Here is a 24,823-nt window from a genome sequence, read left to right as displayed (position 1 = left end):
ATCTGCCTTTCGTTAAATGACTTTGAACCTCCATTGTGGACGCTACGCGGCAAAAATTCAAGTCAGCGCAGTGTTTCGCCTCTGTTGTCCTGAGGCCTTTTCCGCTATAATGAAAAGGATCATTGCGCAGCGGTTGCGCAGTTTTGGAGGCGCCTCAATGGCAAAAGGAACATATCAAGACTTACTGGCTCTGCCCGCAGAAGGCCCCTTGTTCGGGCAGCTGATGCTCAGAGACTTGCTGCTGCCTGAGTTATTAGGCGAAGAAACCTCGAACATCTCCTATTGGGCCGGCCGGGCCCTGGCCCGAAAATTGCCAGTCGACGAAGCCGAGCTCACTCAGCTGTTTGCAGAAGTCGGCTTTGGCGAGCTGACAGCGGAATCCGCAAAACGCCACGAACGCGTTTATACCCTAGCCGGCACCGTGGTTGCCACACGCATTGCGAACTTCCCCCAGCCGGATTTTCAGTTAGAAGCGGGCTTTCTTGCCGAGAGCCTTCAGCAAGCCCTCGGGGTGGTGGTTGAAGCCAACGCCACTGTTGATACCCACAAACAAAAAGTGCATCTCACTGCCGCCATGGACCTCAAAGCTGAAGTCCCTCGGCCAGATATGCATGTGCAGCTTTAACCGTCCTAGTCACCAGTGCGCTGGTGACTTTTTTAGTTTCAGGCGACAAAAAAGCCGCTTCACGAGGAAGCGGCCACGATCTGCCTACTGATTATTCAGTGAGTTCTTCATTTTGCATCCGGCTAGAGGCCATGACAAAAGGCAACCAGATGAAGAAGGCCACAATCATGTTGAATACCGCCAAGATGATGGCCCGGAAGTCAAAGTTGGTAGCCATCCAAGCATCCAAGATTGGCGGGGTAATCCAAGGCACCGCAATCTGCACCGGAGCGACCCACCCGAGCATTGTCACCACATAAGCCACTGCAGTGTTAACCAGTGGTGCCAGCAGGAACGGAATGAAGTAAATCGCATTAAGCACAACGGGCAAGCCAAACATCACGGGTTCGTTGATGTTAAACAGGCCAGGCACAAAGGCCAGCTTGGCAACGGTTTTTTCGTCGGCCCGCTTAGAGACCCAAAGAATGGCAATCAATAAAATGATTGTCCCACCGGCACCGCCGTACCAGGCGAAGGCATCCCAAGAACCCCGCACCCACTTGTATGGTAGCGGATCATGGTTCTGCAGGGCCGCAATGTTCGCCAGCTGTGATGTCTGCCAGATGGAATCCAGGACTGGCTGCAGGACACTGGAGCCGTGAATCCCGAAGAACCATAGCAGCTGAACCAGGAAGGTGACCAACAGCACCATCCCTGCTGATTGCCCGGCGTGCAACAATGGCGCCTGAATCATTTCGGACAACCAGTCGCCGAAGACTTGACCGGTGCACCAGGTGAAGAGGTAGTTGACAATGGAAATCACATACAGTGCGGCAATCGCCGGAATCAAGGAAACAAAGGCCTTGGAAACCGCCGGTGGCACGGTATCGGGCATCTTAATCGAGATGTCCTTTTTCATCAGATAGATATAAACTACCATGGCCAAAGCGCCGAAAATCATCGCGGTAAACAGGCTCGCGGAGCCCAAGTGACCAGTAGTAAAGGCGTTACCGACAGTAATGGACTGATCACTGACGGTGACACCAGCGTCGGTCAGAATTTTAGCCGCCCCAGCACTGAGCTTTTTTCCCAGCGCGACCTGAGCCGTCGCATTGATCCCCATGAAAAAGGCAGAAACGGAAACCAACGCCCCAGCAACCCCGTCTACTTTATAAGCCGAGGCCAAGTGGTAACCCCACATGACCGCGAAGAAGATGGCGAAGATGTTCAAGGATCCCATCGAGACTGTGTTGTCGATCATGATCAGCGGTTGCGCCGCGTTGACCACCCCGGTCCAGCCCCATTGCGCCGGATAAGTCTGCAAGATAGCGTTTAACAAGACAGCCAGTGACCCAGCCATGGTAATGGGTAAAGTCGCGATGAATGAATCACGCAAGGCCACCAGCCATCGAATTGAGCCAATCTTCGCTGCAACTGGCACAACATATTTTTCAAGCCAGTTCATAATAGCGTTCATAAAAATGTCCTCCTAAGATGAGTTCAATAATCTGATGCAATCAGTTAGGCATTGATTGGCGGGATGCCTAGCTAACAACCGGCGCCGAATGAAAAATAACGTGGCTTAACTTGAAGATAACGCCGGTCGGTCATGCCGCGGCCTCCGGTATATTGCCTTTGGCCACAAGCAAAGCGTATTCTATCGACTGCCGGGTGTCTAGTGAGATCTCATTAAATAACAAAAGCCACCAACTGCCACCCGAATTAATCATTCATTCAGCGGCCTTTTTGACGGTCATTGACAAATTTGTTCCTATGGATGGGGACAAATTAAAAACCGCGAGCTGGATAGCGCCGGCTTCACAGTTTCTTCTCTGACAACTTTAATTGTGAAATATAAATAACAATGCGCTCTCCGCGGCTTCAGGCAAAACCCAAGCGATCCCGGCCAATGGCCAGGCCGGCGCCCCCTACCGCACCATCGTAGAGCAAAGCTGGCTTCACCACCAGCCGCCTCGTCGTCACCGTCGCAACGGTGACCTGGTTGGTTTGTAGGTATTGTTGAAGCTGACGGAATAAGGCTGGTCGCTCGAAAATTCGGCCATGCAGGATGATCCTTTGCGCGTCGATGAGCAGCGTAAAGTTAGTCACGGCCACGGCTAGATACTTGATGGCATTCGTCAGAATATTCATGACGCCGGTATCTCCAAGGTCGTAGGCTTGCAGCACTTCATCGAAGGTCAAAGCGGCCGGCGTCTTTGCCAGTTGCCGCAAGTAGGTCTGATCGGCCTGTTGGTACAGGACACGGGCTTTGCGCATGATCCAATTTTCAGAGGAATAGGTTTGCAAGCACCCGCGCCGCCCGCAGCTACAAAGCTCCCCTTCCGTGTTCACAACCATGTGGGCCACTTCGCCCACCAGCGGATTATGCTTACCGTAGATGCGGCCATGGTAGATGGTCGAGCACACCACGCCCAGCGCCACATGAAAGAAGATGAACGTTTCATCATTTTGATGGCTGTTGAACAGCCGCTCGGTGATGGCCATCGCTTGAACATTGTTTTCATAATAGACTGGCACGTTGATGGCATCATTCAACGAGGTAAAATCGAATTGCGACCAGTGCGGATGATCTGAAGCAATGCGCTGCGTGTCTGGCTCGTAATGGCCGGGAATGGCGATGCCCACTGCCAGGATATGTTTATCGTGATGCTGCGCTAAAAAGGCCTGCAACGCACTGGTCAGGGTTTGCACGGTTGATTCAATCGGATCGAACTGGCGCGAGAAAGACGTGGCCTGATGATCAACCACTTTCCCGGTGGCATCGGTTAATACGAAGGTGTACGCTTCTGCCCGCAATTCACAGCCCACATAGTAGTCATCGGCTGCCGTGAGGCGCAGAAGCACTTTGGGCCGGCCAATTTTGACTGCCGCCTCGCCATCTTCAGCAATTTCACCAGCATCCAACATGGCGGCGGTCAAGGTGGTCACGGTAGCCGGGGTAATGTGCGTCCGGTTGGCAATATCAATGCGCGAAGCCGGTGCGTAGACATAGAGATCTTCCAAGATTTTTTGCCGGTTACGCCGGCGCTGAGTACTTTCAGCCATCATTTAGCCTCGTTTCCAATTTGTGGTTCGACATTATTGTATTTGATAAATAAGTCGCAAACAAGTGAAAACGCTATTTTTAGGATTGACGCGTGTTCTCTGTCCCGTTAATATCAGGTTGTGGCTTAGCAACGCGCTGCGATTGGCCTCGGTAGCGCTCAAATTTAATTACAAAAAATAATTTAGTCGCAACGATATTGGAGTGAAATTGATGGTAACCAGGTTACTCAGTGCTAATGCAAGTGAAATATTGAAAATGAATGGCGCGGAACTCAAACAAAGCATTTTAGCCAGCGAAGGCCGAACCATTGTCAGCGAAAACGTCACTGGCAATCCCGTTGGCGATGGCTTAACCGCTAGTGAATACGCGGCGGCGTTCGGGGCCGACTTAATCCTGTTAAATGGACTGGATGTCTTCAACCCTGCCATTTTTGGGTTATATCCTAGCAAAACGCTCGTGCCTGAGCCCCAGCACGACGGTGAAAGTGTCCACCACCTGCAGCAGCTGGTGGGCCGGCCAATCGGAGTCAATCTGGAACCGGTCGACGTCAACGCGGACATGCAGGAAACGCGTGAGGAAATCCCTGCCGGCCGCCAGGCGAGTGAAGCAACATTCAAAGAAGCAGAACGGCTAGGATTCAACTTTGTCTGCCTGACCGGTAATCCCGGCACCGGGGTCACGAATGCCCAGATTGCCGAGAATATTAAAGTGGCCAAGCGCGTCTTCTCCGGTTTGATCATTGCCGGCAAGATGCACGCCGCTGGGGTGAACGAACCAGTCATCGACCAAGAGGCAGCAGAAGCATTCCTCGCGGCCGGCGCTGATGTCATCTTGGTGCCAGCTGTTGGTACCGTGCCCGGGCTGGACGAAAGCGACCTGAAGCCCATCGTAAAACTGGTGCATGCCCAAGGTGCGCTGGTGATGAGCGCAATTGGTACCAGTCAAGAATCCTCTGGCGCCGCCTACATTGCCGAGGTCGCCGTCCGCAACAAGGTGCTCGGCGTGGATATTCAGCACATCGGCGATGCCGGCTGGGGTGTGCAGTCACCTTTTGAAAACATCTATGCGCTGTCTAAGGCCATTCGCGGCGAACGCCACGCCTTGCAGCGGATGGCTCGTTCCATCAACCGTTAATGCGGCCCTGACCCTACCACTCAGGAACCTGTGACAGTGAAAAACTAGTCTTACCCCCAAAACATCATACAAATTGATGGCGCCCGAGTCGGCTGAGGCTCGGACGCTTTTTGGCACGCAAAAACCCCTCGCCTGGTTGCGAGGGGTTGATGTTAAGCCTTAGTGTACTTATCCAACACAGCGTTCAGCTGGTCTTTGGTTTGGTAGCCCACGAGCTTTTCCACCACAGCGCCATCTTTTTTGATGACCAGCGTTGGAATTGCCATAATGCCAAATTCAGATGGGGTGCCTTGATTCTGGTCAACGTCCATCTTCGTGAACTTGACGTCAGAACGGCTGTTTTCCAATGATTCGATCACTGGACTTTGCATCTTACATGGACCACACCAAGTTGCCCAAAAGTCAGTCAGGGTCACGCCGGTGTCTGTTTCTTGTTTAAAATCTTGATCAGTTACGACTTTAACCATGCGAATTCCTCCTTGTTTCGGCTGCCACCAAAAGCAGTCTGGGTTGGCTTAGCCGCTGCTAAGTCCTTACTATTTGTAACTAGAATCATTATAGCACATTTCACCATACCGGCTCAACTTAATTGCAGGCAACTCATTATTTGAATTGCACAATCGTCGCGCCTGAACCGCCGGCATTTTGCGGGGCATAGCCGAATTTTTTGACTTGGGAGTTGCGCTTGAGATACTGGGTGACCCCGTTGCGAATCGCACCAGTCCCCAAGCCATGCACAATGGTCACTTGCGGATATCCTGCCAGCAGCGCCGAGTCGATGTAACTATCCAGTTGTTGCATGGCGTCGTCATAGCGCACCCCGCGCAAATCCAGCGTCGTACTTGGGCCACTAGTGCTGCCGCCTTTCACCGCAACCACGCGGCGTTTCGGCGTTTCAGCCTTGGGGGTAGCAATTTTTTCGATGTCTGAAGTTTTAATCCGCATCCGCATGATGCCCAATTGGACATCCCAGTGGTCGTTATCGACCTGGTCCAGTAAATCGCCGGTTTGGTCGTAGCTGAGCACCTTGACGGTATCGCCAGGATGCAAAGCCTGCTTGCGCTTCTCGCGCCGCAGCACCCGATTTTTCGGCGTAGACTCTGGCGTCAGGTGCTTCAGCGCCGTCTTGGCGTCAATCAGCTCATTTTCCTTCACGCTGCCGGCGCCACTTTGCTGCATGGCACGCAGTTGCTTGATGATTTTGTCGGCTTTAGTTTGCGCTTTTTCGACCAGCAAGTTGGCCTGGCTTTGCGCTTGCTTGAGCTGCTGATCACGCTGGGTTTCAAAGGTGCGGTACGCCTTTTCCAAATCGTCGTGCAAGGCCTGGGCAGCGTTGAGCTCCTGGCGCACGGCCTTATATTCGGTCTCCGCCGCTTTGCGCTGGCTTTCCAGATCGGCAATCATGTTGTTGAGATCATGGCTGTCATCGGCAATCAAGGCCTTGGCGCGATCGACAATGGCCGAATCCAGCCCTAAGCGCCGCGAAATGTCGAAGGCATTCGACCGCCCTGGCACCCCAATCAACAGCCGGTATGTCGGTTGCAGCGTCGCGGCATCGAATTCCATCGAGGCATTGATGGTGCCAGGTGTGTTGTAGCCGTAAAGCTTCAATTCCGGATAGTGGGTGGTCGCCACCACATCGGCGCCAATCGTGCCCACTTCATCCAAAATCGCAATCGCCAGCGCCGCGCCTTCCTGCGGGTCGGTCCCGGCGCCAAGTTCATCGAACAGCACCAAGGCGTGGTCGTCGATATGATCAAGAATTTCCACGATGTTGGCCATGTGGCCGGAGAAAGTACTGAGACTTTGTTCGATGGATTGTTCATCCCCGATATCGGCAAACACCTCGGAGAAGATTCCAATTTGACTTTCTTCATGTGCCGGAATGAACAGCCCAGCCTGCCCCATCAACTGAATCAGCCCCAGCGTCTTCAAGGTGATGGTTTTCCCACCAGTATTCGGCCCGGTGACCACAATCGCCTGGTAGTCCTTACCCAGGGTGATGTCGTTCGGCACCACGTGATGAGGATCGAGCAGCGGATGGCGCGCCTGGATTAAATCAACTTCATTTTTCGCTGACACCAGCGGTTCGGTTGCCTTGATGGCACGCGCATAGCGAGCTTTGGCGTTGATGAAATCAAAATGGCCGAGAATCGTGGCATTACGGGCAATCTGCTTGGTGTATGGGGCTACTTCTTCAGACAGCTCCCCTAATACCCGCGCCACTTCATTTTTCTCTTCGATTTGGGCCTCGCGCAGCCGGTTGTTCATGTCGACCACGGCCTGTGGTTCGATGAACAGTGTGGCCCCAGAAGCACTTTGGTCATGCACGACCCCAGGCACTTGGCCCCGGGAATCAGACCGCACCGGCAGGACAAAGCGGTCATCGCGCAGGGTCACCAGCGGGTCGCTGAGATACTTGGCCGTGTTGCCATGGATATAGCTGTCCATCCGGGAGCGAATATTGGCTTCCAGCTGCCTGATTTGATTGCGAATCGCCTTGAGCTGTTCGCTCGCCTCGTCGGTCACATTGCCTTCTTCGTCGACAGCGGTGTACAAACGCCGCGTCAACTGCGGCAGCCGCGTCAGCGTTTCTTGCAGCTGATACACGCGGCGCAAATCGATTTTATCAGTTAACCCCGTCAGAAAATCATCGACGGCTGAGACCGTGCGCAGCACTCGCGTCAGCGCCGCAAACTCATGGCCGTTCAGCGTGGCGCCGATTTCCACCCGCTTCAGCGCCGGGCCGATATCCTCCAGCTCGGGGATAGGAATCCCGCCTTGCAGCCGCAAAATGCTCGCACCATCCGCCGTTTCATCTAACGCAGTTTGCACCGCCTTGGCATCGGCAGTGGGCGTCAAGGACCGCACGCGGTTATGCCCCGCCGCGGTCACCACATACTGCAACAACGCGGTGCGGATTTGATCAAATCCCAGCGTCGTTAATATTTTTTTATTCATAACTTAATACTCCTTAATGCGACAGAAGGACCAGCCCAAAAAGGCGCTGGCCCTAACCAATCCAAAGCTGCGTGATCCAAGTCGTCAGGCCCACCGAATAGCGCACCATCGTTCGACCCATAAAGGAATTGGCCAGCAGGTTTTGTAACCCTGCCATTGGCACCAATGCCACCAGATACAGCAGCAGGAAAATAAAGACATACCCCATCAGCAGATTGAGCAGCCCACCAGTCACAAAACTCATCCGGTCAGCGCGTTTGTACTTCAAGTCATGCACCCAAAGCGCGGCAAAGCGCGTGATGAGCCAGCCTAACGCGAGGACGCAAATAAACGCGACCCCTCGATAAAACGCTTCATCCAAGGTCAAGCCGACTTTATTCGTGAAAAAAACGAACTGGCTCTGCTGCGTGGCGGAAGGATATGGCACCCAAAGCGCGATCATGCCGGCAATCGGCCGATATAACAGACTGGCCAAGCCGATGCTCAAAAGGTAGCCGCCAGTGTGAAAAAGCTGGAGCCAAATGCCGCGTTCGGCGCCTTCATAAAAGAAGTACGCTAACGCCAGCAAAATTGCCAAACTAAGCATGCGGCGCCTCCGGAGCTTGCGCGGCTGCTTGGGCCGCAACTAATTCTGATAACGCATTGAATGCTAACAGCACCGCCGCGGATTCAGTCGTCATGTGAGGATCTGCAGCCTGAATGGCAGCCAAGCGCTCGTTTAACAGCGCTGTGACTGTTTCAAACTGGGCCACGCTACCTGGTCCGATAATTGTGTATTCTTTATCGCCAATTACGGCCTTAAACCGTCGCTTTTGGTCTGTCACCACAAGTCCCCCTCGAAATGTTACTGCGCTCTATTTTAGCATAAGCACGCGCTACCGACCACAGGCTGCGGAGGTTGGCCGCACTTAGCGGGATGATTAGCCTACCCCAGAAGCTTGGCTCAAACAAAAAGCCCCACCATTGCTGGCAGGGCTCAGTGTGACTATTCAGCGTCGTCATCGTCGGCCAAGAAAGTGTTGAGCACTTCTTCGACCATATCCCATTCATCATCGTCTTCGATGGGGAATAAGTTGCCTTGTGAGGCATCGCCGTTGTCATCTGGGGTGAAGGAGAAGGCTTGGATATCTACCTCTTCATCATCACTCGCGCTTTCTGGGTACAAAAGCACGTAACTCTTACCATAATCTTCTGAATCAAAGGTGAATAGCACCTTGTATAATTCTTCGTTACCCTTATCATCCACCAAGGTAATTAGTTGTTCGTCGTCACCTGGTTGTACGTTCTCATTCTTCTCTGCCATGAGGGCCCTCCATGTTTCAACTGCGACTGTGCAGATCCAGATAATTTTGCAAAATCAGCTGAGCTGCCAGTTTATCGATCACTTGTTTTTGACGCTTGCGTGAGGCGTCGGCTTCTTCAACGAGCATCCGCGATGCTTCCACCGTGGTCAGGCGCTCGTCCGTATAGTCAACCGGTAAGCCAAATTGAGCCGCCAGCTTCTCGCCGTATTCGCGGGATTTCTCCACCCGCGGCCCTGCAGTGTTGTTCATGTTTTTGGGCAGACCGACAACGAATGCTGTCACTTCATACTGCTTGACCAATTCTGCCACTCGATCCAGGCCAAAGTCATCTTTGTCCTCGTTGATCCGAATGATTTCAAGGCCTTGGGCGGTCCAGCCCAATGGATCGGAAATCGCGACACCCACCGTGCGTGAGCCCACGTCTAACCCCATTAACCGCACTACTTTTTCTCCTTACCGAGGTAGTTGCGAACAAGCTCCTCGATGATCACATCGCGTTCATACTTGCGAATCAAATTCCGTGAATCGTTGTACCGCGGAATATATGCCGGATCGCCTGAAATCAGATACCCAACGATCTGATTGATTGGATTATAGCCTTTTTCTTCAAGTGACTTGTACACAGTGGCCAGCGTTTCATGAACGTTTTTGGGACTGTTTTCCGGAAAATCAAAATGAACGGTTTGGTCTAATGTGCCCATTCTTAACACCTCTATTCCTTCTAGCTATCCTCTATTTTACTTGATAGGCCGGGAAAGTACAACGGTTGGCGGTCCCGCTGGCCCGGCCGCTTCGCTAGCAACGTCAACTAACCCCAAGCCGCCGCCCGCCGGTTGTACATTGCTTCACGTATTACAATTTGATGACAAGGGGATGAGACACAAGGGGCTGTGACAAAAGGTGGGTTTGGAGCCGACAGGTAGCCTAGCCATCCACCAAGTCCGAACTTTGGACTCGGTGGATGGCGTAGCTAGCTGCTCGGCTCCGGCCTTTTGGCACGTAACTCTGCTGAAACAGTCGGAGTGAATCTAGGGGCTGTGACATTTGTCACAGCCCCTCGGTTCAATCATTCAATTAGGCTTGGGCCAGCACCTGCTTGGCTTGGGCCAAAGCATCGGCAATCCCCGCCGGGTTCTTCCCGCCGGCTTGGGCCAAATCAGGCCGACCACCGCCGCCCCCACCGATGGCAGGCGCGATGGCTTTGATCAGCGCGCCGGCTTTGATGCCAGCTTGGTTGGCTGCTTCACTGGCGGCGACGAGCAAGGAAACCTTGCCGTCATTGGCTGTGGCCAAAACCAAGACATCAGAAGCTTGCTTGGTCCGCCATTGATCCGCCAACTGCCGCAGTTCGTTCATCCCGGCGACCTTGACGGCTTTGGCAATCAAGGTGTGGGCGCCAGCTTGCTCACTGTGGTCAAAAATGCCAGCGGCTTCTTGCGCCGCCAATTTGGCCTGCAAGCCTTCCACCGTCTTTTGACTGGCCTTGAGTTCAGCTTGCAGCTGCTCGACCTTGGCTGGTACATTGGCGACCTGGTCAATTTTCAGAGTGTTGGCCGCCTGCGCCAATTCGTCCTGCTGCTGGGTCAAATACTCGTAGGCTTCCTGGCTGGTGACCGCTTCAATCCGGCGAATGCCAGCGCCAATCCCGCTTTCCCCGGTGATCTTGAACAAGCCCAGCGCCGCGGTGTTGGTAGGATGCGTGCCGCCATCGAATTCGCGGTTGAAATCGCCAATGGTGACCACGCGCACGGTGTCGCCATACTTGTCGCCAAACATGGCGATGGCGCCTTGCTTCTTGGCTTCTTCAATCGGCATTTCGCGCCAGGTGATCGGCAGCTGCCGCCAGATCTGCTCGTTGACGACCTGTTCGACCTGGCGCAACTGTTCTGGTGTCACTTGGCCGAAGTTGGTGAAGTCAAAGCGCAGATACGTCGGTTCCACCAAAGAGCCGGCTTGGTGGGTATGTTCACCCAGCACCTGCCGCAATGCTTGGTCCAGCAAGTGAGTCGCAGTGTGGTTCATGGACACTTTGCGGCGGCGGTCGGTATCCACTTGCAACGTGTAGGTAGCGCCTTTTTTCAGGGTGTTTTCCACTTCAACGGTATGCAAGTTTTGACCATTCGGGGCGTGCTGCACGTCAACCACCTTGGCGACAACGGTGCCGTTGTCATCAAGAATGGTCCCATGGTCGGCCACTTGGCCCCCCATTTCGGCGTAAAACGGCGTCTGGTCAAAAATCAGCTGCGCCGTGCCAGCTTCCACGCGTTCTTTTTCGGTATCATCTTGCAGTAAATCCATCAAGGTTGCTTGGTCCGCCAGATCGGTCCAACCCGTAAACTTGCTTGGCGTCTTGATGGCCATCAAGGTCTTGTCCTGGCTACCCATGGACTGAGCATCGCCACGCGCCGCGCGAGCACGTTCCCGCTGGGCCTGCATGTTTTGCTCATAGCCTTTCATGTCAACGTCAACGCCTTGGTCGCCGGCAATTTCCTTGGTCAACTCAACCGGGAAGCCAAAGGTGTCAAACAGCTTGAACGCCGTGGCGCCAGGAATCTCGGTTTCACCTTTGGCCTTCAGCTCGGTAATGGTCTGACTCAGCAGCGCCATGCCGGCGTTCAGAGTTTCCTGGAAACGATCTTCTTCGGAGTGAATGACCTTTTCGATGAAGTCCTGGTTCCGATTGATTTCTGGATAGTAGCTGGCCATGATCTCGCCCACTACCGGCACCAACTTGTAGAGAAAGGCCCCTTGAATGCCCAACCGACTGCCGTTAACGGCGGCGCGGCGAATGAGGCGCCGAAGCACGTAGCCACGGCCTTCGTTGGAAGGCAAGGCGCCGTCGCCAATGGCAAAGGTCACCGTGCGAGCATGGTCAGCAATAATCTTGAAGGCCACATCGGCTTGCTTATCTTCGCCATACACATGGCCCGCAGACATTTTTTCTGTGGCTTTAATGATCGGCATGAACAGGTCAGTTTCAAAGTTCGTCTTAGTGCCTTGAATAACCGAAACCAAGCGTTCCAGGCCCATCCCGGTATCGATGTTCTTATGGGGTTGGTCGACATAGCGGCCATCTGGCAAGTGGTTGTACTGAGAGAACACGATGTTCCAAATTTCTTCGTAACGCTCGTTTTCGCCGCCAGGATAGTTCTCTGGGTCATCTTCAGGCAGGTCACTGAAGCTTTGGCCGCGGTCATAGAAGATTTCCGTATCTGGGCCAGATGGGCCTTCACCGATATCCCAGAAGTTGTCTTCCACTTCAAAGATATGGGAAGCCGGCACCCCGGTTTGCTCCCAAATCGCCTTGGCATCCTGGTCCTTTGGGTAAACCGTCACGTACAGCTTATCCTTGTCCAAGCCCAGCCACTGGTCAGACGTCAGAAATTCCCAGGCCCAAGGAATGACTTCTTTTTTGAAGTAATCACCGACAGAGAAGTTCCCCAGCATTTCAAAAAAGGTCAAATGGCGCGCCGTTTTGCCGACGTTTTCGATATCGTTCGTGCGGATACTCTTTTGGGCATTGGTAATCCGCGGATTCTTCGGGACCACGGTGCCATCGAAGTACTTCTTTAGCGTCGCCACCCCTGAGTTAATCCACAGCAAGGTGGGATCATCAACGGGAATCAGGCTGGCGGAAGGTTCGATGGCATGGCCCTTCGACTTGAAAAAGTCGAGAAACATTTGGCGAATCTCGCCACTACTCAATTGCTTCATTCTTTTGCCTCCTGTGCAAATAAAAAACACCCCTGCAGATCCAAGGACGCTCACGCGCGGTACCACCTTGGTTGCAACGATGTTGATCGTTTACCTCTTCATTTACGTGTTTGATTAATCCAATCAGGGAGCACAACCCGCGCTGCTTACCGCCCTCTCATCCCCGGGCAGCTTTCTGAAAAGCCTAAGCAGGTTGCATATCCTAACGCTTGCAATTATACGAAGTAGGAAGGAAGGTGTCAACACAGGCTGCGAAGCTGGGCGCACTTAGCACGACAGGTAGCCTAGCTTGGAGCATTATCGCCGGTTTTTGGCGATGAGGCCCCAAGCGTAGCTAGCTGCTCGGGCGCTGCCCAGCGGAGCGCAACTAAACGCTCAAAAGCTAAGCCGACCTTACCGTTCCCGTTTCGCCCCAAACCGTTTCTTCAGCGCTGAGACCGGCGCCGCAATCAGCAGACCAATCACGAGAATTGGGCCCACGATTTCGCCGATTGCCCCATCTAAAAGCAAGTTACCTGCTTTAGCACCAGCCGCTTTCACTTTTTTCATGGCCGTCTCCTCCGATTATGTCAGCTCAATCTTGGCAATTTTACGATACCGCATCTGGCTAAAGTCACCAGCCGTGGTGCGATAAAACGGCGATAGCGGGAGCAGTGCTGCTCCGCTGGCCCCAGCTGCCACCGGCGCACTTTTGGCGTAAGCGCCGCGCACGACTTCGGCCCCAGCCCGCACCACCGGCACGGTCAGGCCAAAGCGGTTCGGCACATACTGCATGGTCGCCTCTGGCAGACGATTGCCCCAGCCAAACAAGGTGTTCAGGCCGCCGCTCATAAGATACTCGTACTCTCGTTCATCAGGCAAGGCGAAACCAAAACCGCTGAGCCGCTTTTCCAGCTGGGCCTGATTCCAGTTTTGCTTCAGCGCCACTTGATACTGATGTTCGCCGGCCAGGCGCAGCACCACATGCTCACCGGTTAAGGTCGGCGCCCAACTTGCTGGCGTGAAAGGATCCGGTGAGCCCTGGCTGAGCAGTCCCAAGACCTCGCCTTTCACCGGCATGTAGGCAAAATGATCACCGGCAAACGCCTGCGTGGTGAGATTGATGGTCCCAATGATTTCCTCATCGCTCGCCACACTGGCACGCGCCACCAGCATCGGCGGCATATCCACCGTTGCAGTCGGGCTCAAATGGGCCGCCGCGGCTTCACCCATCGCCTTCAGCACCGGGGCCATCGCGGCTGGCGCTGGGGTTTCAATGCCCAGCGGCACTGCGCGCAGGCCGGGCACAAAGCGCAGCCACTCGCCGCCAATCAGAATGTCGAAGGTGCTGAGGTGATGGCCAAAATAATCCACGCCTACTGGCACAATGGCATCAACGCTCAGCAACGGGCTGAGAAAATAGCGACTGAGTTGAGTAGCGATAAATTGGCGGCGTTCGTCAGATAACTGATTCCAGTCGCCAAGCATCAAATCGACTTTGGGCATGTTGTCACCCCCTGGGTTTTACTGCTTCTTTGCTTTGCGGGCCGCACGGGCTTCGTTGCGTTTGTTGACCCGGTTGTTGAACCAAGCTTCCTTCGCCGCGGCCTTTTTAATCTTCTTCTTGTAGCCAGGCATTTTCTTCTTGGCCTCTTTGGCGGCTAACGATTTGATTTTCCCGCTGCGCGGATCAGCCTTCGGCACGCGGCGCGCGCGGCGGTTGCGATCATAGGTATCCACGATTTCGCCGTCTTTCAGCGCTTTCGGTTGGAACTTGATGCCCAAGTGTTCGAGTTCGGCAATCTGCGCTTCTTGGCCTGGCTGGTACAAGGTCACCGCCGTGCCAGAAAGGCCATTGCGGCCGGTACGGCCAACGCGATGAATGAAGAACTCGTTATCGGTTGGGAGCTCAGCGTTGATCACCATCGATACGCCATCAATATCAATGCCGCGGGCAGCCAAATCTGTGGCCACCACATATTGATATTTCAAGTCAGCGACGGCCTTCATCACCCGCCGGCGCTGGCGCGGTTCAATGCCGCCATGAATTTTGGCCACATTCAGGCCTTGGTCTGTCAGGTACTGATGAATGGCGTCAACACTGGTTTTGGTATTAGCAAAAATCAACACCAAAAACGGCTCGCCCATGGTCAGCAGTTTATAAATCGTGGCATTGCGGTCGCGACTCGGCACTGCCAGCAGCCAGTTGGCCACCGTATCGGCAATCACGGACTTCGGTTTCAGCTCGATGGTGGTGGGGTTTTGCATGTACTTCTTCAAAAACGGCTGCAATTTTTGGGGAATGGTGGCAGAGAACACCGCCATTTGCAGATCTTCGCCAAACAAACTGGCGATTTGATCCACAGTGTTTAAAAAGCCCATGTCCAGCGTCATATCCGCTTCGTCCACCACGAACATCTTGGCCGGATAAGCGGCTAAGGCCCCGGCTTTGATTAAGTCCAACAGGCGCCCTGGCGTCCCAATGGCGACTTGCGGCTGCTGGTGCTGCAGCTTTTCGATTTGGCGGCTCTTGTCGGTGCCGCCAACATAGCGCTGCACCCGCAGCTCGGTGGCAGCAGTTAAGGATTTGGCCACTTCATAGAGCTGGTCGGCCAGCTCGCGCGAAGGCGCGGTGATGACCAGTTGCACAGTGTCTTTGCCCGCATCCACCCGCGACAGCAACGGCAGCAGGAAGGCATGGGTTTTCCCAGAGCCGGTTTGGCTTTGGCCAATCACACTTTCCCCGCGTAGCAACGCCGGAATCACTTGCTCCTGAATCGGGGTGGGCGTCGTGATGTGCGTGGCATCAAGGGCGTCAATTAAAAATGGCGCCAGAGCATATTGTTTGAATTGATTTGTTGGCATGTTTCTACTTTCCGAAGTCAGCCACTAACTGACTGAGCTCCTTTGTGATTTGCGTTATTTCGGCTTGATCCATCGCCTTCGCGCCGCTAGCCAGCGGATGACCGCCGCCATGATGGGCTTTGGCTAGACCATTGATGATTGGCCCTTTGGAGCGCAGGTTGACCCGGTAAGGTTCGCCATCGGCTTGCTCCACAAACAAGGCCCAGGCAATGACTTCCCCTAACCGGCCTGGAGTGCCGACGCCGGCATGCACTTGATCAGGCGTCAAACCCAGCTCCAAGGTCACGGCCAGTGGAATCGTCACGGTGGCAGCGCCAGCTGGCGTAATGGTCAGATGGTTAAAGATATAGCTTTGCAACTTGGCTTGCGCGAAGGTGAGCGCCCCCATTTTGTTGTTCAAAGCGGTGGGATCAAAGTCCTCGCGAATGAGCCGCGCGGCGGCCTCGAGCGTGTGGGGGGTCGTGTTATTATACAGGAAACGACCGGTATCGCCAACAATGCCGGCGTAGAGCAGCCGCGCGCTTTTGGCGTTCAGATTCAAACTCGGGGTCTGCTGAATCAAGTCAAAAATCATTTCCGACACCGAACTGGCGTCTTCATCGACCCATTGCAAATCGCCATAGGCATCATCATTGGGATGATGATCGATTTTAATCAGCTTCGCCCCTTGGTCAAAACGCTGATCCGACACCCGCGGGCGATCGGCGGTATCGACGACAATGACCAGCGCGCCTTGATACAGGTCATCAGGAATGGTTTGCATCTGACTGAGCCAGTCCAAATCGCCGACAGAGCCGCCGACTTGATACACCTGCTTGCTCGGATACGCCGCGCGCAAAGCCGCCGCGAGTCCGCCTTGGGAACCTAGGGCATCTGGGTCTGGTTTCACATGGCGGTGGATAATAATCTTGTCATACGCTTCAATGGTGGCAATAATCTGGTCTTGAATCATCGTGTTGTCCTTTCCAATAACTGACAAGTGACAAGGGCCTTGGCGACAAGGAGCCCATCGGTTAACAGGCTGACATCAAAGGTGCCTTCATGGGAATTAACTTCCAGTGGCGCGACGTTAATATGAACGGTGGATTCGAGTTGCACCGGCCGAAACGCGTGCAGCGACAGCTGATCAATCAGCACGTTCCGGCGCCCTTTTTGGTTCAAATAATAAGTAATGCTGTAGTTCACGACTTCACTCATGACCCCGAAGCTCAGCGTGCCCAGCTTGTTCATCATCATGGGGGTCGTGGTCAGCGTGAAGGCCGGCCCTTCAGCTGGCGCCGGCGTGACCAGGGCCATTTGGGCGGCGACCTGGTCGGCAATCGTGGTGCCTTGCGAGTTGGTGCCCAGCTCCGCCAAAGCGGAATAGACGCTGCTGCGGGTGACAATCCCCAGCAGCTGCCATGAATCATCCACAACGGGCAGCACCGAAATACTGCGTCCTTGCATGGTGTGGCCCACGGCGGTGACGCCCAGATATGGCCGCACGGTTAACGGGTCTTTGGCCATCACCCGTTCAAGCAGCGTAGTGCCTTTTTTGCCGGCCACTTGTTTGCGCGTCACCATCCCGATCAACCGGCCGGTGGGCGTGATAATCGGTAAGGCGAAATCATTGCGGCCGGCCCGGAGCCGGGTGAAATCAGCCACGGTTTGATCGGCCAGCCCGGTCTGCACCCCGTCGCTCAGCGGCGTGTAAATCGCCGCAATGGTCAAAATGTCTTGTTTGATGGCCTGATCTGACAGCGCGCGGTTGATCATCGTGGCTACGGTGAAGGTGTCATAGCTGGTTTGCAGCACCGGCAAGTCCATCTGGTTGGCCAGGCGAATGACGTTATCTGAGGTCATGAAGCCCCCAGTGATCAGCACTGCCGCCCCGTTTTGCAAGGCCAGGCGCTGAGCATCTTCACGGTTGCCGACAATCACCAAGGAATTCTTGGTGATGTAGCGCAGCATCTCGTCTGGGGTCATCGCCCCAATCACAAACTTATCCAGCCGCTTGGCCAAACCAGCCGAGCCGCCAAGGACCTTAGCGTCGATCAGCTTCAGCAAGGCGCGAAAAGTCAGCGAGTCGATATTGCTCATCGGCTTTTGCTCGATGCGAATCGTGCCGACCCGTTCAATGGTGGACACCAGCCCAGTGGTTTCGGCCTCTTTAATCGCGCGGTAAGCCGTGCCTTCGCTCACATGTTGGTGTTTGGCGACTGAGCGCACTGAGATCTTCGTGCCAACCGCTAAGCTGCCAATATAATCGAGAATCTGTTCGTGTTTCGTTGCCATCTGTTTTGCCCCTTTGTGCGCAAAGATGCCGGCTTGCGGCAAGCGGCGCACCCTTTTCAGTCTAACTGTATTATAACACAGCGTGAGCCTGTTACAGCGGCAGATCGATGTTTTCGTATTGCTGCGGATCCAAGGCGGTCATCGTGATGCCGAGCAGCCGCACTGCCTTGGGCTTGACCGGCACTTCCTGCCACAACGCGAGGGCCGCTTGATATATCGCATCCCGGCCGTTGAAATAAGTTTCTTGGGTTTTGCGCCGGGTTTGGGTGTTGAAGTCGCTGTCGCGGAGCTTGAGCACGACGGTTTTGCCATGTTTTTGCTTCTTAGCCAAGGCCGCGGCCACCAAGTCTGCCAAATAAGCGAGCTGTTCTTCAACAGCACCGTCTGTGGTCAATACCGCGCGATAGGTGCGCTCTTTGCCGATGGACTTGGCATCCCGCACCTGCACCGGCCGATTATCGACGCCGCGGGCATGTCGGTATAACTCAAAACCCATTTTGCCGAGCTTGGCAATTAGCGCCTCTTGGCTAAACGCTCGCAAGCTCAAACCATCAGTGATACCCATCGCCTGCAGCACTGGCGCAGTTTTCTTCCCCACCCCACGGTACGCTTCAATCGGTAGCCGGTCCAAAAACAGCTGCGCCTGCTCTGGCAAAATCACGGTCCGGCCGCGGGGCTTGTTATACTCGGAGGCTTCCTTGGCCAGAAACTTGTTGTAAGACAGCCCGATGGAAGACGACAGCTGGGTCGTTTGGCGGATTTGATCTTGCAGCCACAGGGCCAGCTCAATGGTGGTATTGAAATCATGATTGGCGGTGACATCCAGATAGGCTTCATCCAGCGCGACTGGCTCAATCAAGTCCGTCACTTGATGAAACAAGGTGTGAATCTGCTGCGACACCGCTCGATATTTAGTGAAGTCCGGGGTCTTGAACGTTAGCAGCTGCCGCGGCACCAGATGCAAGGCTTCGTTGGCCGGCATGGCGGAGTGCACACCAAACTGGCGGGCCACATAATTCGCTGTGGTCACCACCCCTTTGCCGCCGGTTTGGCGCGGATCATGCGCCATCACCAAGGCGCGGCGCTTGAGCTTAGGATCATCGCGTTCCTCGATGGAGGCATAAAACGCGTCCATGTCCACGTGAATGATTTTACGATGGGTATCGTTCTGGAGCGGTATTTCGAGCATGCTTACTCCGATTCAAAAAGGGATAGCCCCGCCATCCCCCTTTGTGCTTAATCTGCCATTCTCACTCTAGTTGGCTGCCAGTACCACTGGTGGCCATCTTTGGCCAGCAGGTCAAAGGCCGCTTGGGGGCCCATGGTGCCTGCAGGATAAGTTTCAATGCCTGTTTGTTTTTGCCAAGCGGCGGTAATAACGTCAACGTAATGCCAGGTTTGGGCCAGCTCCCGCCAGTGGTTGAAGTTGGTCTGATCGCCAGCCAAAGCCTCGCCAATCAAGCGTTCATAGGCCTCTGGCGCTGCGGCAATCGCCGCTGGATCATGCCGGAAGTCGAGGCGGTTCGGCGTCAAAATGTTGCCTTCGCCGAGCTGCTTGCCATTGAGCTCCAAGGTGTAACCTTGTGACGGTTCGATATAAATCGTCAAATGGGCATCTTGGCCTTCCCCAAAGGGCGTCTTGCCACCCTTGAAGGTCACGGTAACTTGCGTGGACTTGCGGGTCAGGCGCTTGCCGGTGCGAATGAAAATCGGCACCCCAGCAAAGGCTGGAGCATCGGTCATAATCCGACCCGCCACAAAGGTATCCGTCAAAGAGGCGCTCGCCACGCCATCTTCTTCGCGGTAGCCTTTGATGGCCTGACCGTCGATGGCCGCCGCCGTGTATTGGGCACGAATAAAGTTGGCCGCTGCCTCTTCTTCGGTGTAGCGATGCAACTGATCAAAGGCCCGGCTTTTGACTTCGTGCACGGCCTCTGAGGTCATCGCCGTCGGTTCATCCATGGTCAGATAAGCCAGCAATTGCATCACATGATTTTGCACCATGTCGCGCAAGGCGCCGGCGGTTTCGTAGTACCCAGCGCGTTCTTCCACACCCACGGCCTCGGCCAAAGTGATCTGAATGTCTTTGATGTAATCCTTATTCCACACGGTCTTGAGCAAGGGATTACCGAACCGCAGGGCCAAAATGGCCTGCGCCATTTCCTTGCCCAGATAATGGTCGATGCGATAAATTTGTTCCTCGGCAAAGGTGCCAGTCAAGGCATCATTGAGCTCCTTGGCGCTCGGATAATCATGGCCAAAAGGCTTTTCGATGATCAACCGGTTGAAGCCGGTCTTGGTTAGCAGCGCTTCCGACTTGAGATGCGTGGCAATGGTGGCAAAGAACTGCGGCGCCATGGCCATGTAATACATGCGGTTGCCGCCAACGGCATATTGATCATCCAACTTCTGGGCCAATTGCTTCAGCGTGACGTAATGCGATGAATCGGTCACGTCATGCGATTGATAGTAAAAATGGCTGGCAAACGCTTCGGCTTCGGCCTCATGCTCTTCTTCGCTACCGGCCACGGAATCGCGCACCACGCCGCGGTAGTAATCATCACTCCAAGGCCGGCGCGCGGTGCCAATCACGGCGAAATGGTCCTTCAAGACGCCTTTACGGTACAATCCGAACAATGCCGGATACAGTTTCCGGTGGGCCAGATCGCCTGACCCGCCAAACATGATAATCACTGCATTGACTTCATTACTCATAATCGCTTGTCACTACTTTCTGCTTTTCAGCGGTCACAACTCCACGAAAATATGCTCGGCGCGCACGGCATCCACAGCAAGGTCTTTGCCGGTTTCGCGCTGGCGAATCGTGATTGTCTTATCTTCTTTTGCTAACACTTCAAAATGGTCTTCGATATGCAGGCCCAGGCCGAAGACATAGTCAATCAGGCTAGCCTCATCGACAATACGTTCGATATGCCCTTTGGCCCCAACTGGCACGGTGCTCAAGGTGACTCGGCTTTGGTCGAGGTAATGGCCGTCTTCATCAGGAATCACACCGCCGTGCGGGCAGTACTTGGGATTACCCAAGAACTTTGCCATGCGCTCCGCCATTTCGGCGGTAGTAGCATGCTCCAGCATTTCGGCTTCGGCATGGACATTATCGACGGGATAGCCCAAGTCATTGGCCAAAAAGACTTCCCACAGCCGGTGATTGCGCACTAAACTAGCTGCTCGCCGCTGGCCACTGGCGGTGAGCTTGATCCCTTGATATGGCGTGTGGGTCACGTATTGCTGCTCCACCAGTTTGGTGATCATCTCACTAACACTAGCCGCAGACACTGACAGCCCAGCTACGATCTGCTTGTTGGAAATCAAAGCCGTATCGCCGCCGAGTTCAAATATCATTTTTAAGTAGTCTTCTTTATTCGGGGTCATAGTCATCCTTACTTTCAGTTTGTACACACTCTCTATTATGCATGAAGTGAACAAAAAAAACACGCCTGACTGGCGTGTTTTCCGATTAACATGACTGTTTGAAGCAGCGGTTATTTCACGCTGTCACTAGAGGCGGTACCTTCGTATTCGTCGAGCACGATTTGCTTCATGTCGGCAATCAAAGGTTCAACTGGGTTGGTGACCGTGCAGTTGTCTTCGTAAGCCAATTCGGCCAAACGATCAACGCTTTCGTCAACGGCTTGCTTCGTGATGCCTTGTTCCTTCAGACTCATCTTAACGCCGACGCGATGGGCCAGGTCGATGTAGGCTTGAGCAAAAGCTTCAACCAATTCGGCCGTGGTGTTGCCCTTCAGGCCCAGGTAACGAGCGATTTCGGCGTAATCTTCGTCAGCGCGGAAGTAGTTGTACTTGGACCAAACGGCACGTTTCTTCGGGGTCTTCGCATTGTAGCGAACGACGTGTGGGAAGGTGATCGCAATGCAGCGCCCGTGAGGCAGGTGGAAGGTCTGGCCAAGCTTGTGGGCGATACTGTGGTTGATGCCCAGCAGCGCGTTAGCAAAGGCCATCCCGGCAATCGTGGAGGCGTCATGCATCTTCGCCTTGGCATCCAGGTCGCCTTGGTAAGAGAGTTCCAAGTTGTCGAAGGCAAGCTTCAACGCTTGCAGCGACAGGCCCTTGGTGTAAGAGCTGGCCATGGTGGAAACAAAACTTTCAGTGGCATGGCAGATAACATCCAGGCCGGTATCCGCAACAACCTTCGGCGGTACGGTTTCGATGAACTGCGGATCAACCAAGGCCACATCTGGCGTCAAAGCGTAGTCAGCCAGTGGGTACTTGATCCCCGTGTCAGAGTCGGTGATGACAGCAAATGGGGTGACTTCAGAGCCAGTCCCAGATGTGGTTGGGATGCAGACCAGCTTGGACTTAGTTGGCTTCGGGAACTTGTAGGTCCGCTTGCGGATATCCAAGAACTTCTGCTTGGCGCCGAAGAAGTCGCCATCCCCATCGTAGAACAACCAGATGCCTTTGGCCGCATCCATGACAGACCCGCCGCCGATGGCAACAATTGCGTCTGGCTTGAAGTCTTTAGCAATCGCGGTGCCTTTGTAAACCGTGTTGCTGGAAGGATCAGGTTCAACATCCAAGAAGGTTTGGATATCGACGTTGTTGGTCCGGTTCTTCAAAACATCTTCAACGATGCGCACGTAGCCAAGCTTTTCCATGCCCCGGTCGCCGACGATCAGCACCCGATCAAGGCCGTCCATCTTTTCCAAGTAGCGTACTGAGTTGCGTTCGAAGTAAATCTTCGGTGGCAGCTTGACCCATTGCATGTTGTTGCGGCGTTTTGCCAAAGTTTTGATGTTAAGCAAGTCGATCGTCCCCACATTGTGTGAAATTGAGTTACCACCGTAAGAGCCGCAGCCCAGGGTCAAGGATGGGATCATTTCGTTGTACAGATCGCCGATGCCCCCGAATGTGGATGGGCTGTTGACCAGCACGCGGCAAGCTTGCATCTTGTCGGCGTAATCCAGGGCCAAATCATCATCTGCAGTGTGGATGATGGCGGTGTGGCCCAAGCCGCCGATGTCGAGCATGGTTTCCGCCATTTCGAAGGCTTCTTCATGGCCGGAAGCTTTGAACATGGCCAAAACTGGGCTCAGTTTTTCGTGAGACAGTGGGAACTTATCGCCAACGCCTTTGAGTTCAGCAATCAAAAGTGGCGTATCCTTTGGCACATCGATGCCGGCCCAGTTGGCAATTTGCCAAGCGCTTTGGCCAACGATCCGTGGGTTAACTGCCATCTTATCGGTGTTGATCACGGTTTCGGTGAGCTTCTTGATATCCTTTTGCTTAACGAAGTAGGCGCCTTGCGCAGTGAATTCTTTCTTCACGTCGTCGTAAATCGCAGCGTCAACCACGGCGCCTTGTTCAGAGGCGCAGACCATGCCGTTATCAAAGCTCTTGGACAGGACGATATCGTTGACCGCCTGTTTGATGTTCGCCGTCGCTTCGATGTAAGCTGGCGCATTCCCGGCCCCAACGCCCAGCGCTGGTTTGCCTGAGGAATAAGCGGACTTGACCATGCCGGGGCCACCAGTAGCCAAAATCGTGGCGATGCCTGGGTGATGCATCAAGGCTTGGCAAGCTTCAATGCTTGGGATGGCGATAAACTGCAAGGCACCATCTGGCAGGCCAACCTTCTTGGCTTCGTCGCGGATCACTTCCAAAGCCCGCGCGGAAGACTTCTGCGCACCTGGGTGGAAGGAGAAGATGATTGGGTTCCGGGTCTTAATGGCAATTTCAGATTTGAACATGACCGTGGAAGTCGGGTTCGTAACTGGTGTAACCCCAGCAATGACCCCGATTGGTTCCGCAATCTGGACGATGTTCTTTTGCTTGTCTTCTGAAATCACGCCCACCGTCTTGTCATCCTTGATGGAGTGCCAGATTTCTTCAGTGGCGAACATGTTCTTGATGGCTTTATCTTCATAAACGCCACGGCCGGTTTCCTCAACCGCCATCTTGGCCAATTCCATATGATGATCAAGACCGGCAATCGCCATGCGGTGCACGATTTGGTCGATCTTCTCTTGGTCATAAGTCTTCAGCACTTTGAGCGCTTCCTGAGCATTGGCAACGAGTTGGTCAATATTCGCTTCAATGTCGGTTTGGGTTTCCGGTTTGTCTTTCAGCATTGATATCCCTCCACAAGATAGGCTTCAATTTTTGTTAACCATTTCACAAACAATAATATACCCGATGATTGTGAATTTGTAAACAAGTTTCGGTGAAATTTTTCACGAAAAATATCGGAGGGGTCGAAAACACTGTTATAAAGGCATTCTCATTTAAAAATATTTCGTTATTGAGTGAGCGTAACCGTGTTCATTTCAACTTTTATTGTCTTATCCCTCATCGCTACGACGGGCCTCATCCCCGCTACTGGCGCGATGACCGTCAAACTGTCAATTAGCCCGGTGAGTTCATGTTACCCGATGAACAATTTAATTCAGCCCACGAAAAAAGCTCCCAGTGAGAGGTGGCCGCTCAACTGGAAGCTCGAAGCTGGTGCTTATTTGGCTTCGCTATCGTCCTGCTTGTCGCTGTCAGCCGGTGTGTCCTCGCTGGCTGCTTCGCTATCAGCGTTATCGCTAGCGTCGTTGCTGGTAACATCGTCGCTGCTTGGTTCGCTATAGGGCTTGTCCTCAACTGGGGCAGCCGCTGGCGTCACTGTGCGAATGGCGGACAGGCTGAAGGTCAGGAAAACACCGTCCAGATCCAAATCAACGGTGTTGCCGGCGCGATCGATAGAATCAATCACCCCATGCAAGCCGCCGATGGTGACGATTTTGTCGCCTTTCTTCAGGCCCTTCAGCATTTCCATGCGTTGTTGTTGCTGCTTCTTCTGTGGGCGCATCATGCCGAAGTACATGACCCCGAACATCAGCACCAGTAAGATGATCATTGAAAATCCACTACTCAAAATGAATTACCTCGTTTTCTTAT

The 24,823-nt window shown here is 54.0% G+C and carries 22 protein-coding genes; 2 read left to right on the top strand and 20 right to left on the bottom strand.

What is annotated here, in order from left to right; translation table 11 throughout:
• The first annotated feature begins 157 nt into the window (after nucleotides 1-157).
• Complete coding sequence (locus JUF11_RS07985) at nucleotides 158-625, top strand: DUF2507 domain-containing protein (RefSeq protein ID WP_204119132.1); 468 nt, start codon at nucleotides 158-160, stop codon at nucleotides 623-625.
• Between the two features lie 91 nt (nucleotides 626-716).
• Here the strand turns inward: JUF11_RS07985 and JUF11_RS07980 are convergent, their stop codons facing one another.
• Complete coding sequence (locus JUF11_RS07980) at nucleotides 717-2,081, bottom strand: PTS sugar transporter subunit IIC (RefSeq protein WP_204119131.1); 1,365 nt, start codon at nucleotides 2,079-2,081, stop codon at nucleotides 717-719.
• 404 nt (nucleotides 2,082-2,485) lie between these two features.
• Nucleotides 2,486-3,670, bottom strand: coding sequence for an ROK family protein (locus tag JUF11_RS07975; protein ID WP_204119130.1), 1,185 nt, complete (start codon nucleotides 3,668-3,670; stop codon nucleotides 2,486-2,488).
• A 211-nt stretch (nucleotides 3,671-3,881) separates the two neighbouring features.
• On the opposite strand from JUF11_RS07975, the gene JUF11_RS07970 reads away from it, so the two are divergent.
• Entirely contained in the window at nucleotides 3,882-4,805 is a 924-nt protein-coding gene (locus JUF11_RS07970; protein ID WP_204119129.1) for a DUF7916 family protein, read from the top strand.
• A 152-nt stretch (nucleotides 4,806-4,957) separates the two neighbouring features.
• Here JUF11_RS07970 and trxA read toward each other — a convergent pair whose 3' ends face one another.
• The 18 genes from trxA to yajC all read right to left on the bottom strand — a co-directional run bounded on the left by trxA (nucleotide 4,958) and on the right by yajC (nucleotide 24,800).
• Nucleotides 4,958-5,272, bottom strand: coding sequence for a thioredoxin (gene trxA, locus JUF11_RS07965; RefSeq protein ID WP_125579749.1), 315 nt, complete (start codon nucleotides 5,270-5,272; stop codon nucleotides 4,958-4,960).
• A gap of 136 nt (nucleotides 5,273-5,408) precedes the next feature.
• A complete protein-coding gene (locus JUF11_RS07960) occupies nucleotides 5,409-7,766 on the bottom strand; it encodes an endonuclease MutS2 (RefSeq protein ID WP_204119128.1) in 2,358 nt (785 codons plus the stop codon).
• A gap of 52 nt (nucleotides 7,767-7,818) precedes the next feature.
• Nucleotides 7,819-8,352 carry a CvpA family protein gene (locus JUF11_RS07955; protein ID WP_204119127.1) on the bottom strand — a complete coding sequence of 178 codons (534 nt, stop codon included), beginning with the start codon at nucleotides 8,350-8,352 and terminating at the stop codon, nucleotides 7,819-7,821.
• Nucleotides 8,345-8,590, bottom strand: a complete 246-nt coding sequence (zapA, locus tag JUF11_RS07950) for a cell division protein ZapA (protein WP_204119126.1) — start codon at nucleotides 8,588-8,590, stop codon at nucleotides 8,345-8,347. Before zapA ends, JUF11_RS07955 begins: the two co-directional genes overlap by 8 nt.
• A gap of 161 nt (nucleotides 8,591-8,751) precedes the next feature.
• The gene (locus JUF11_RS07945) at nucleotides 8,752-9,069 is read right to left on the bottom strand and encodes a DUF1292 domain-containing protein (protein WP_125579757.1); all 318 of its coding nucleotides are present in this window, start codon (nucleotides 9,067-9,069) and stop codon (nucleotides 8,752-8,754) included.
• A gap of 16 nt (nucleotides 9,070-9,085) precedes the next feature.
• A complete protein-coding gene (gene ruvX, locus JUF11_RS07940; RefSeq protein WP_125579759.1) occupies nucleotides 9,086-9,511 on the bottom strand; it encodes a Holliday junction resolvase RuvX in 426 nt (141 codons plus the stop codon).
• Nucleotides 9,511-9,771, bottom strand: a complete 261-nt coding sequence (locus JUF11_RS07935; RefSeq protein WP_125579761.1) for an IreB family regulatory phosphoprotein — start codon at nucleotides 9,769-9,771, stop codon at nucleotides 9,511-9,513. The genes ruvX and JUF11_RS07935 overlap by 1 nt, the downstream gene beginning before the upstream one ends.
• Before the next feature lie 373 nt (nucleotides 9,772-10,144).
• Complete coding sequence (gene alaS, locus JUF11_RS07930) at nucleotides 10,145-12,784, bottom strand: alanine--tRNA ligase (protein WP_204119125.1); 2,640 nt, start codon at nucleotides 12,782-12,784, stop codon at nucleotides 10,145-10,147.
• Nucleotides 12,785-13,177: 393 nt separating this feature from the next.
• Nucleotides 13,178-13,333, bottom strand: coding sequence for a hypothetical protein (locus tag JUF11_RS07925; protein WP_204119124.1), 156 nt, complete (start codon nucleotides 13,331-13,333; stop codon nucleotides 13,178-13,180).
• Nucleotides 13,334-13,348: 15 nt separating this feature from the next.
• Entirely contained in the window at nucleotides 13,349-14,269 is a 921-nt protein-coding gene (locus JUF11_RS07920) for a hypothetical protein (RefSeq protein ID WP_204119123.1), read from the bottom strand.
• A gap of 18 nt (nucleotides 14,270-14,287) precedes the next feature.
• Nucleotides 14,288-15,628: a DEAD/DEAH box helicase gene (locus JUF11_RS07915; protein WP_204119122.1), complete on the bottom strand. Its 1,341-nt coding sequence runs from the start codon at nucleotides 15,626-15,628 to the stop codon at nucleotides 14,288-14,290.
• Between the two features lie 4 nt (nucleotides 15,629-15,632).
• The gene (locus JUF11_RS07910) at nucleotides 15,633-16,580 is read right to left on the bottom strand and encodes a DHH family phosphoesterase (protein WP_204119121.1); all 948 of its coding nucleotides are present in this window, start codon (nucleotides 16,578-16,580) and stop codon (nucleotides 15,633-15,635) included.
• Entirely contained in the window at nucleotides 16,577-17,902 is a 1,326-nt protein-coding gene (locus JUF11_RS07905) for a DRTGG domain-containing protein (protein WP_125579769.1), read from the bottom strand. The genes JUF11_RS07910 and JUF11_RS07905 overlap by 4 nt, the downstream gene beginning before the upstream one ends.
• A gap of 91 nt (nucleotides 17,903-17,993) precedes the next feature.
• Nucleotides 17,994-19,091 (bottom strand): DNA polymerase IV, encoded by a 1,098-nt coding sequence (dinB, locus tag JUF11_RS07900; RefSeq protein ID WP_204119120.1) that lies wholly within the window; start codon nucleotides 19,089-19,091, stop codon nucleotides 17,994-17,996.
• Nucleotides 19,092-19,138: 47 nt separating this feature from the next.
• On the bottom strand, nucleotides 19,139-20,617 hold the full coding sequence (zwf, locus tag JUF11_RS07895) for a glucose-6-phosphate dehydrogenase (protein ID WP_204119119.1): 1,479 nt from the start codon (nucleotides 20,615-20,617) through the stop codon (nucleotides 19,139-19,141).
• Nucleotides 20,618-20,650: 33 nt separating this feature from the next.
• Entirely contained in the window at nucleotides 20,651-21,295 is a 645-nt protein-coding gene (locus JUF11_RS07890) for a metal-dependent transcriptional regulator (RefSeq protein ID WP_204119118.1), read from the bottom strand.
• Between the two features lie 110 nt (nucleotides 21,296-21,405).
• On the bottom strand, nucleotides 21,406-24,012 hold the full coding sequence (adhE, locus tag JUF11_RS07885; RefSeq protein ID WP_204119117.1) for a bifunctional acetaldehyde-CoA/alcohol dehydrogenase: 2,607 nt from the start codon (nucleotides 24,010-24,012) through the stop codon (nucleotides 21,406-21,408).
• Nucleotides 24,013-24,389: 377 nt separating this feature from the next.
• The gene (gene yajC / locus JUF11_RS07880) at nucleotides 24,390-24,800 is read right to left on the bottom strand and encodes a preprotein translocase subunit YajC (protein WP_204119116.1); all 411 of its coding nucleotides are present in this window, start codon (nucleotides 24,798-24,800) and stop codon (nucleotides 24,390-24,392) included.
• Nucleotides 24,801-24,823 lie beyond the last annotated feature (23 nt).

It is taken from the genome of Lacticaseibacillus suilingensis (assembly GCF_016861845.1).
GTDB lineage: Bacteria > Bacillota > Bacilli > Lactobacillales > Lactobacillaceae > Lacticaseibacillus > Lacticaseibacillus suilingensis.
Note: the sequence above shows the minus strand (reverse complement) of the source record. Positions and strands in the feature narration are given on the sequence as shown.

Excerpts from the sequence above, each read along its gene's own strand:
- JUF11_RS07985 (WP_204119132.1), top strand. The coding sequence starts at position 158 with ATGGCAAAAGGAACATATCAAGACTTACTGGCTCTGCCCGCAGAAGGC.
- JUF11_RS07980 (WP_204119131.1), bottom strand. The coding sequence starts at position 2,081 with ATGAACGCTATTATGAACTGGCTTGAAAAATATGTTGTGCCAGTTGCA.
- JUF11_RS07975 (WP_204119130.1), bottom strand. The coding sequence starts at position 3,670 with ATGGCTGAAAGTACTCAGCGCCGGCGTAACCGGCAAAAAATCTTGGAA.
- JUF11_RS07970 (WP_204119129.1), top strand. The coding sequence starts at position 3,882 with ATGGTAACCAGGTTACTCAGTGCTAATGCAAGTGAAATATTGAAAATG.
- trxA (WP_125579749.1), bottom strand. The coding sequence starts at position 5,272 with ATGGTTAAAGTCGTAACTGATCAAGATTTTAAACAAGAAACAGACACC.
- JUF11_RS07960 (WP_204119128.1), bottom strand. The coding sequence starts at position 7,766 with ATGAATAAAAAAATATTAACGACGCTGGGATTTGATCAAATCCGCACC.
- JUF11_RS07955 (WP_204119127.1), bottom strand. The coding sequence starts at position 8,352 with ATGCTTAGTTTGGCAATTTTGCTGGCGTTAGCGTACTTCTTTTATGAA.
- JUF11_RS07945 (WP_125579757.1), bottom strand. The coding sequence starts at position 9,069 with ATGGCAGAGAAGAATGAGAACGTACAACCAGGTGACGACGAACAACTA.
- JUF11_RS07935 (WP_125579761.1), bottom strand. The coding sequence starts at position 9,771 with ATGGGCACATTAGACCAAACCGTTCATTTTGATTTTCCGGAAAACAGT.
- alaS (WP_204119125.1), bottom strand. The coding sequence starts at position 12,784 with ATGAAGCAATTGAGTAGTGGCGAGATTCGCCAAATGTTTCTCGACTTT.
- JUF11_RS07925 (WP_204119124.1), bottom strand. The coding sequence starts at position 13,333 with ATGAAAAAAGTGAAAGCGGCTGGTGCTAAAGCAGGTAACTTGCTTTTA.
- JUF11_RS07920 (WP_204119123.1), bottom strand. The coding sequence starts at position 14,269 with ATGCCCAAAGTCGATTTGATGCTTGGCGACTGGAATCAGTTATCTGAC.
- JUF11_RS07915 (WP_204119122.1), bottom strand. The coding sequence starts at position 15,628 with ATGCCAACAAATCAATTCAAACAATATGCTCTGGCGCCATTTTTAATT.
- JUF11_RS07910 (WP_204119121.1), bottom strand. The coding sequence starts at position 16,580 with ATGATTCAAGACCAGATTATTGCCACCATTGAAGCGTATGACAAGATT.
- JUF11_RS07905 (WP_125579769.1), bottom strand. The coding sequence starts at position 17,902 with ATGGCAACGAAACACGAACAGATTCTCGATTATATTGGCAGCTTAGCG.
- dinB (WP_204119120.1), bottom strand. The coding sequence starts at position 19,091 with ATGCTCGAAATACCGCTCCAGAACGATACCCATCGTAAAATCATTCAC.
- zwf (WP_204119119.1), bottom strand. The coding sequence starts at position 20,617 with ATGAGTAATGAAGTCAATGCAGTGATTATCATGTTTGGCGGGTCAGGC.
- JUF11_RS07890 (WP_204119118.1), bottom strand. The coding sequence starts at position 21,295 with ATGACCCCGAATAAAGAAGACTACTTAAAAATGATATTTGAACTCGGC.
- adhE (WP_204119117.1), bottom strand. The coding sequence starts at position 24,012 with ATGCTGAAAGACAAACCGGAAACCCAAACCGACATTGAAGCGAATATT.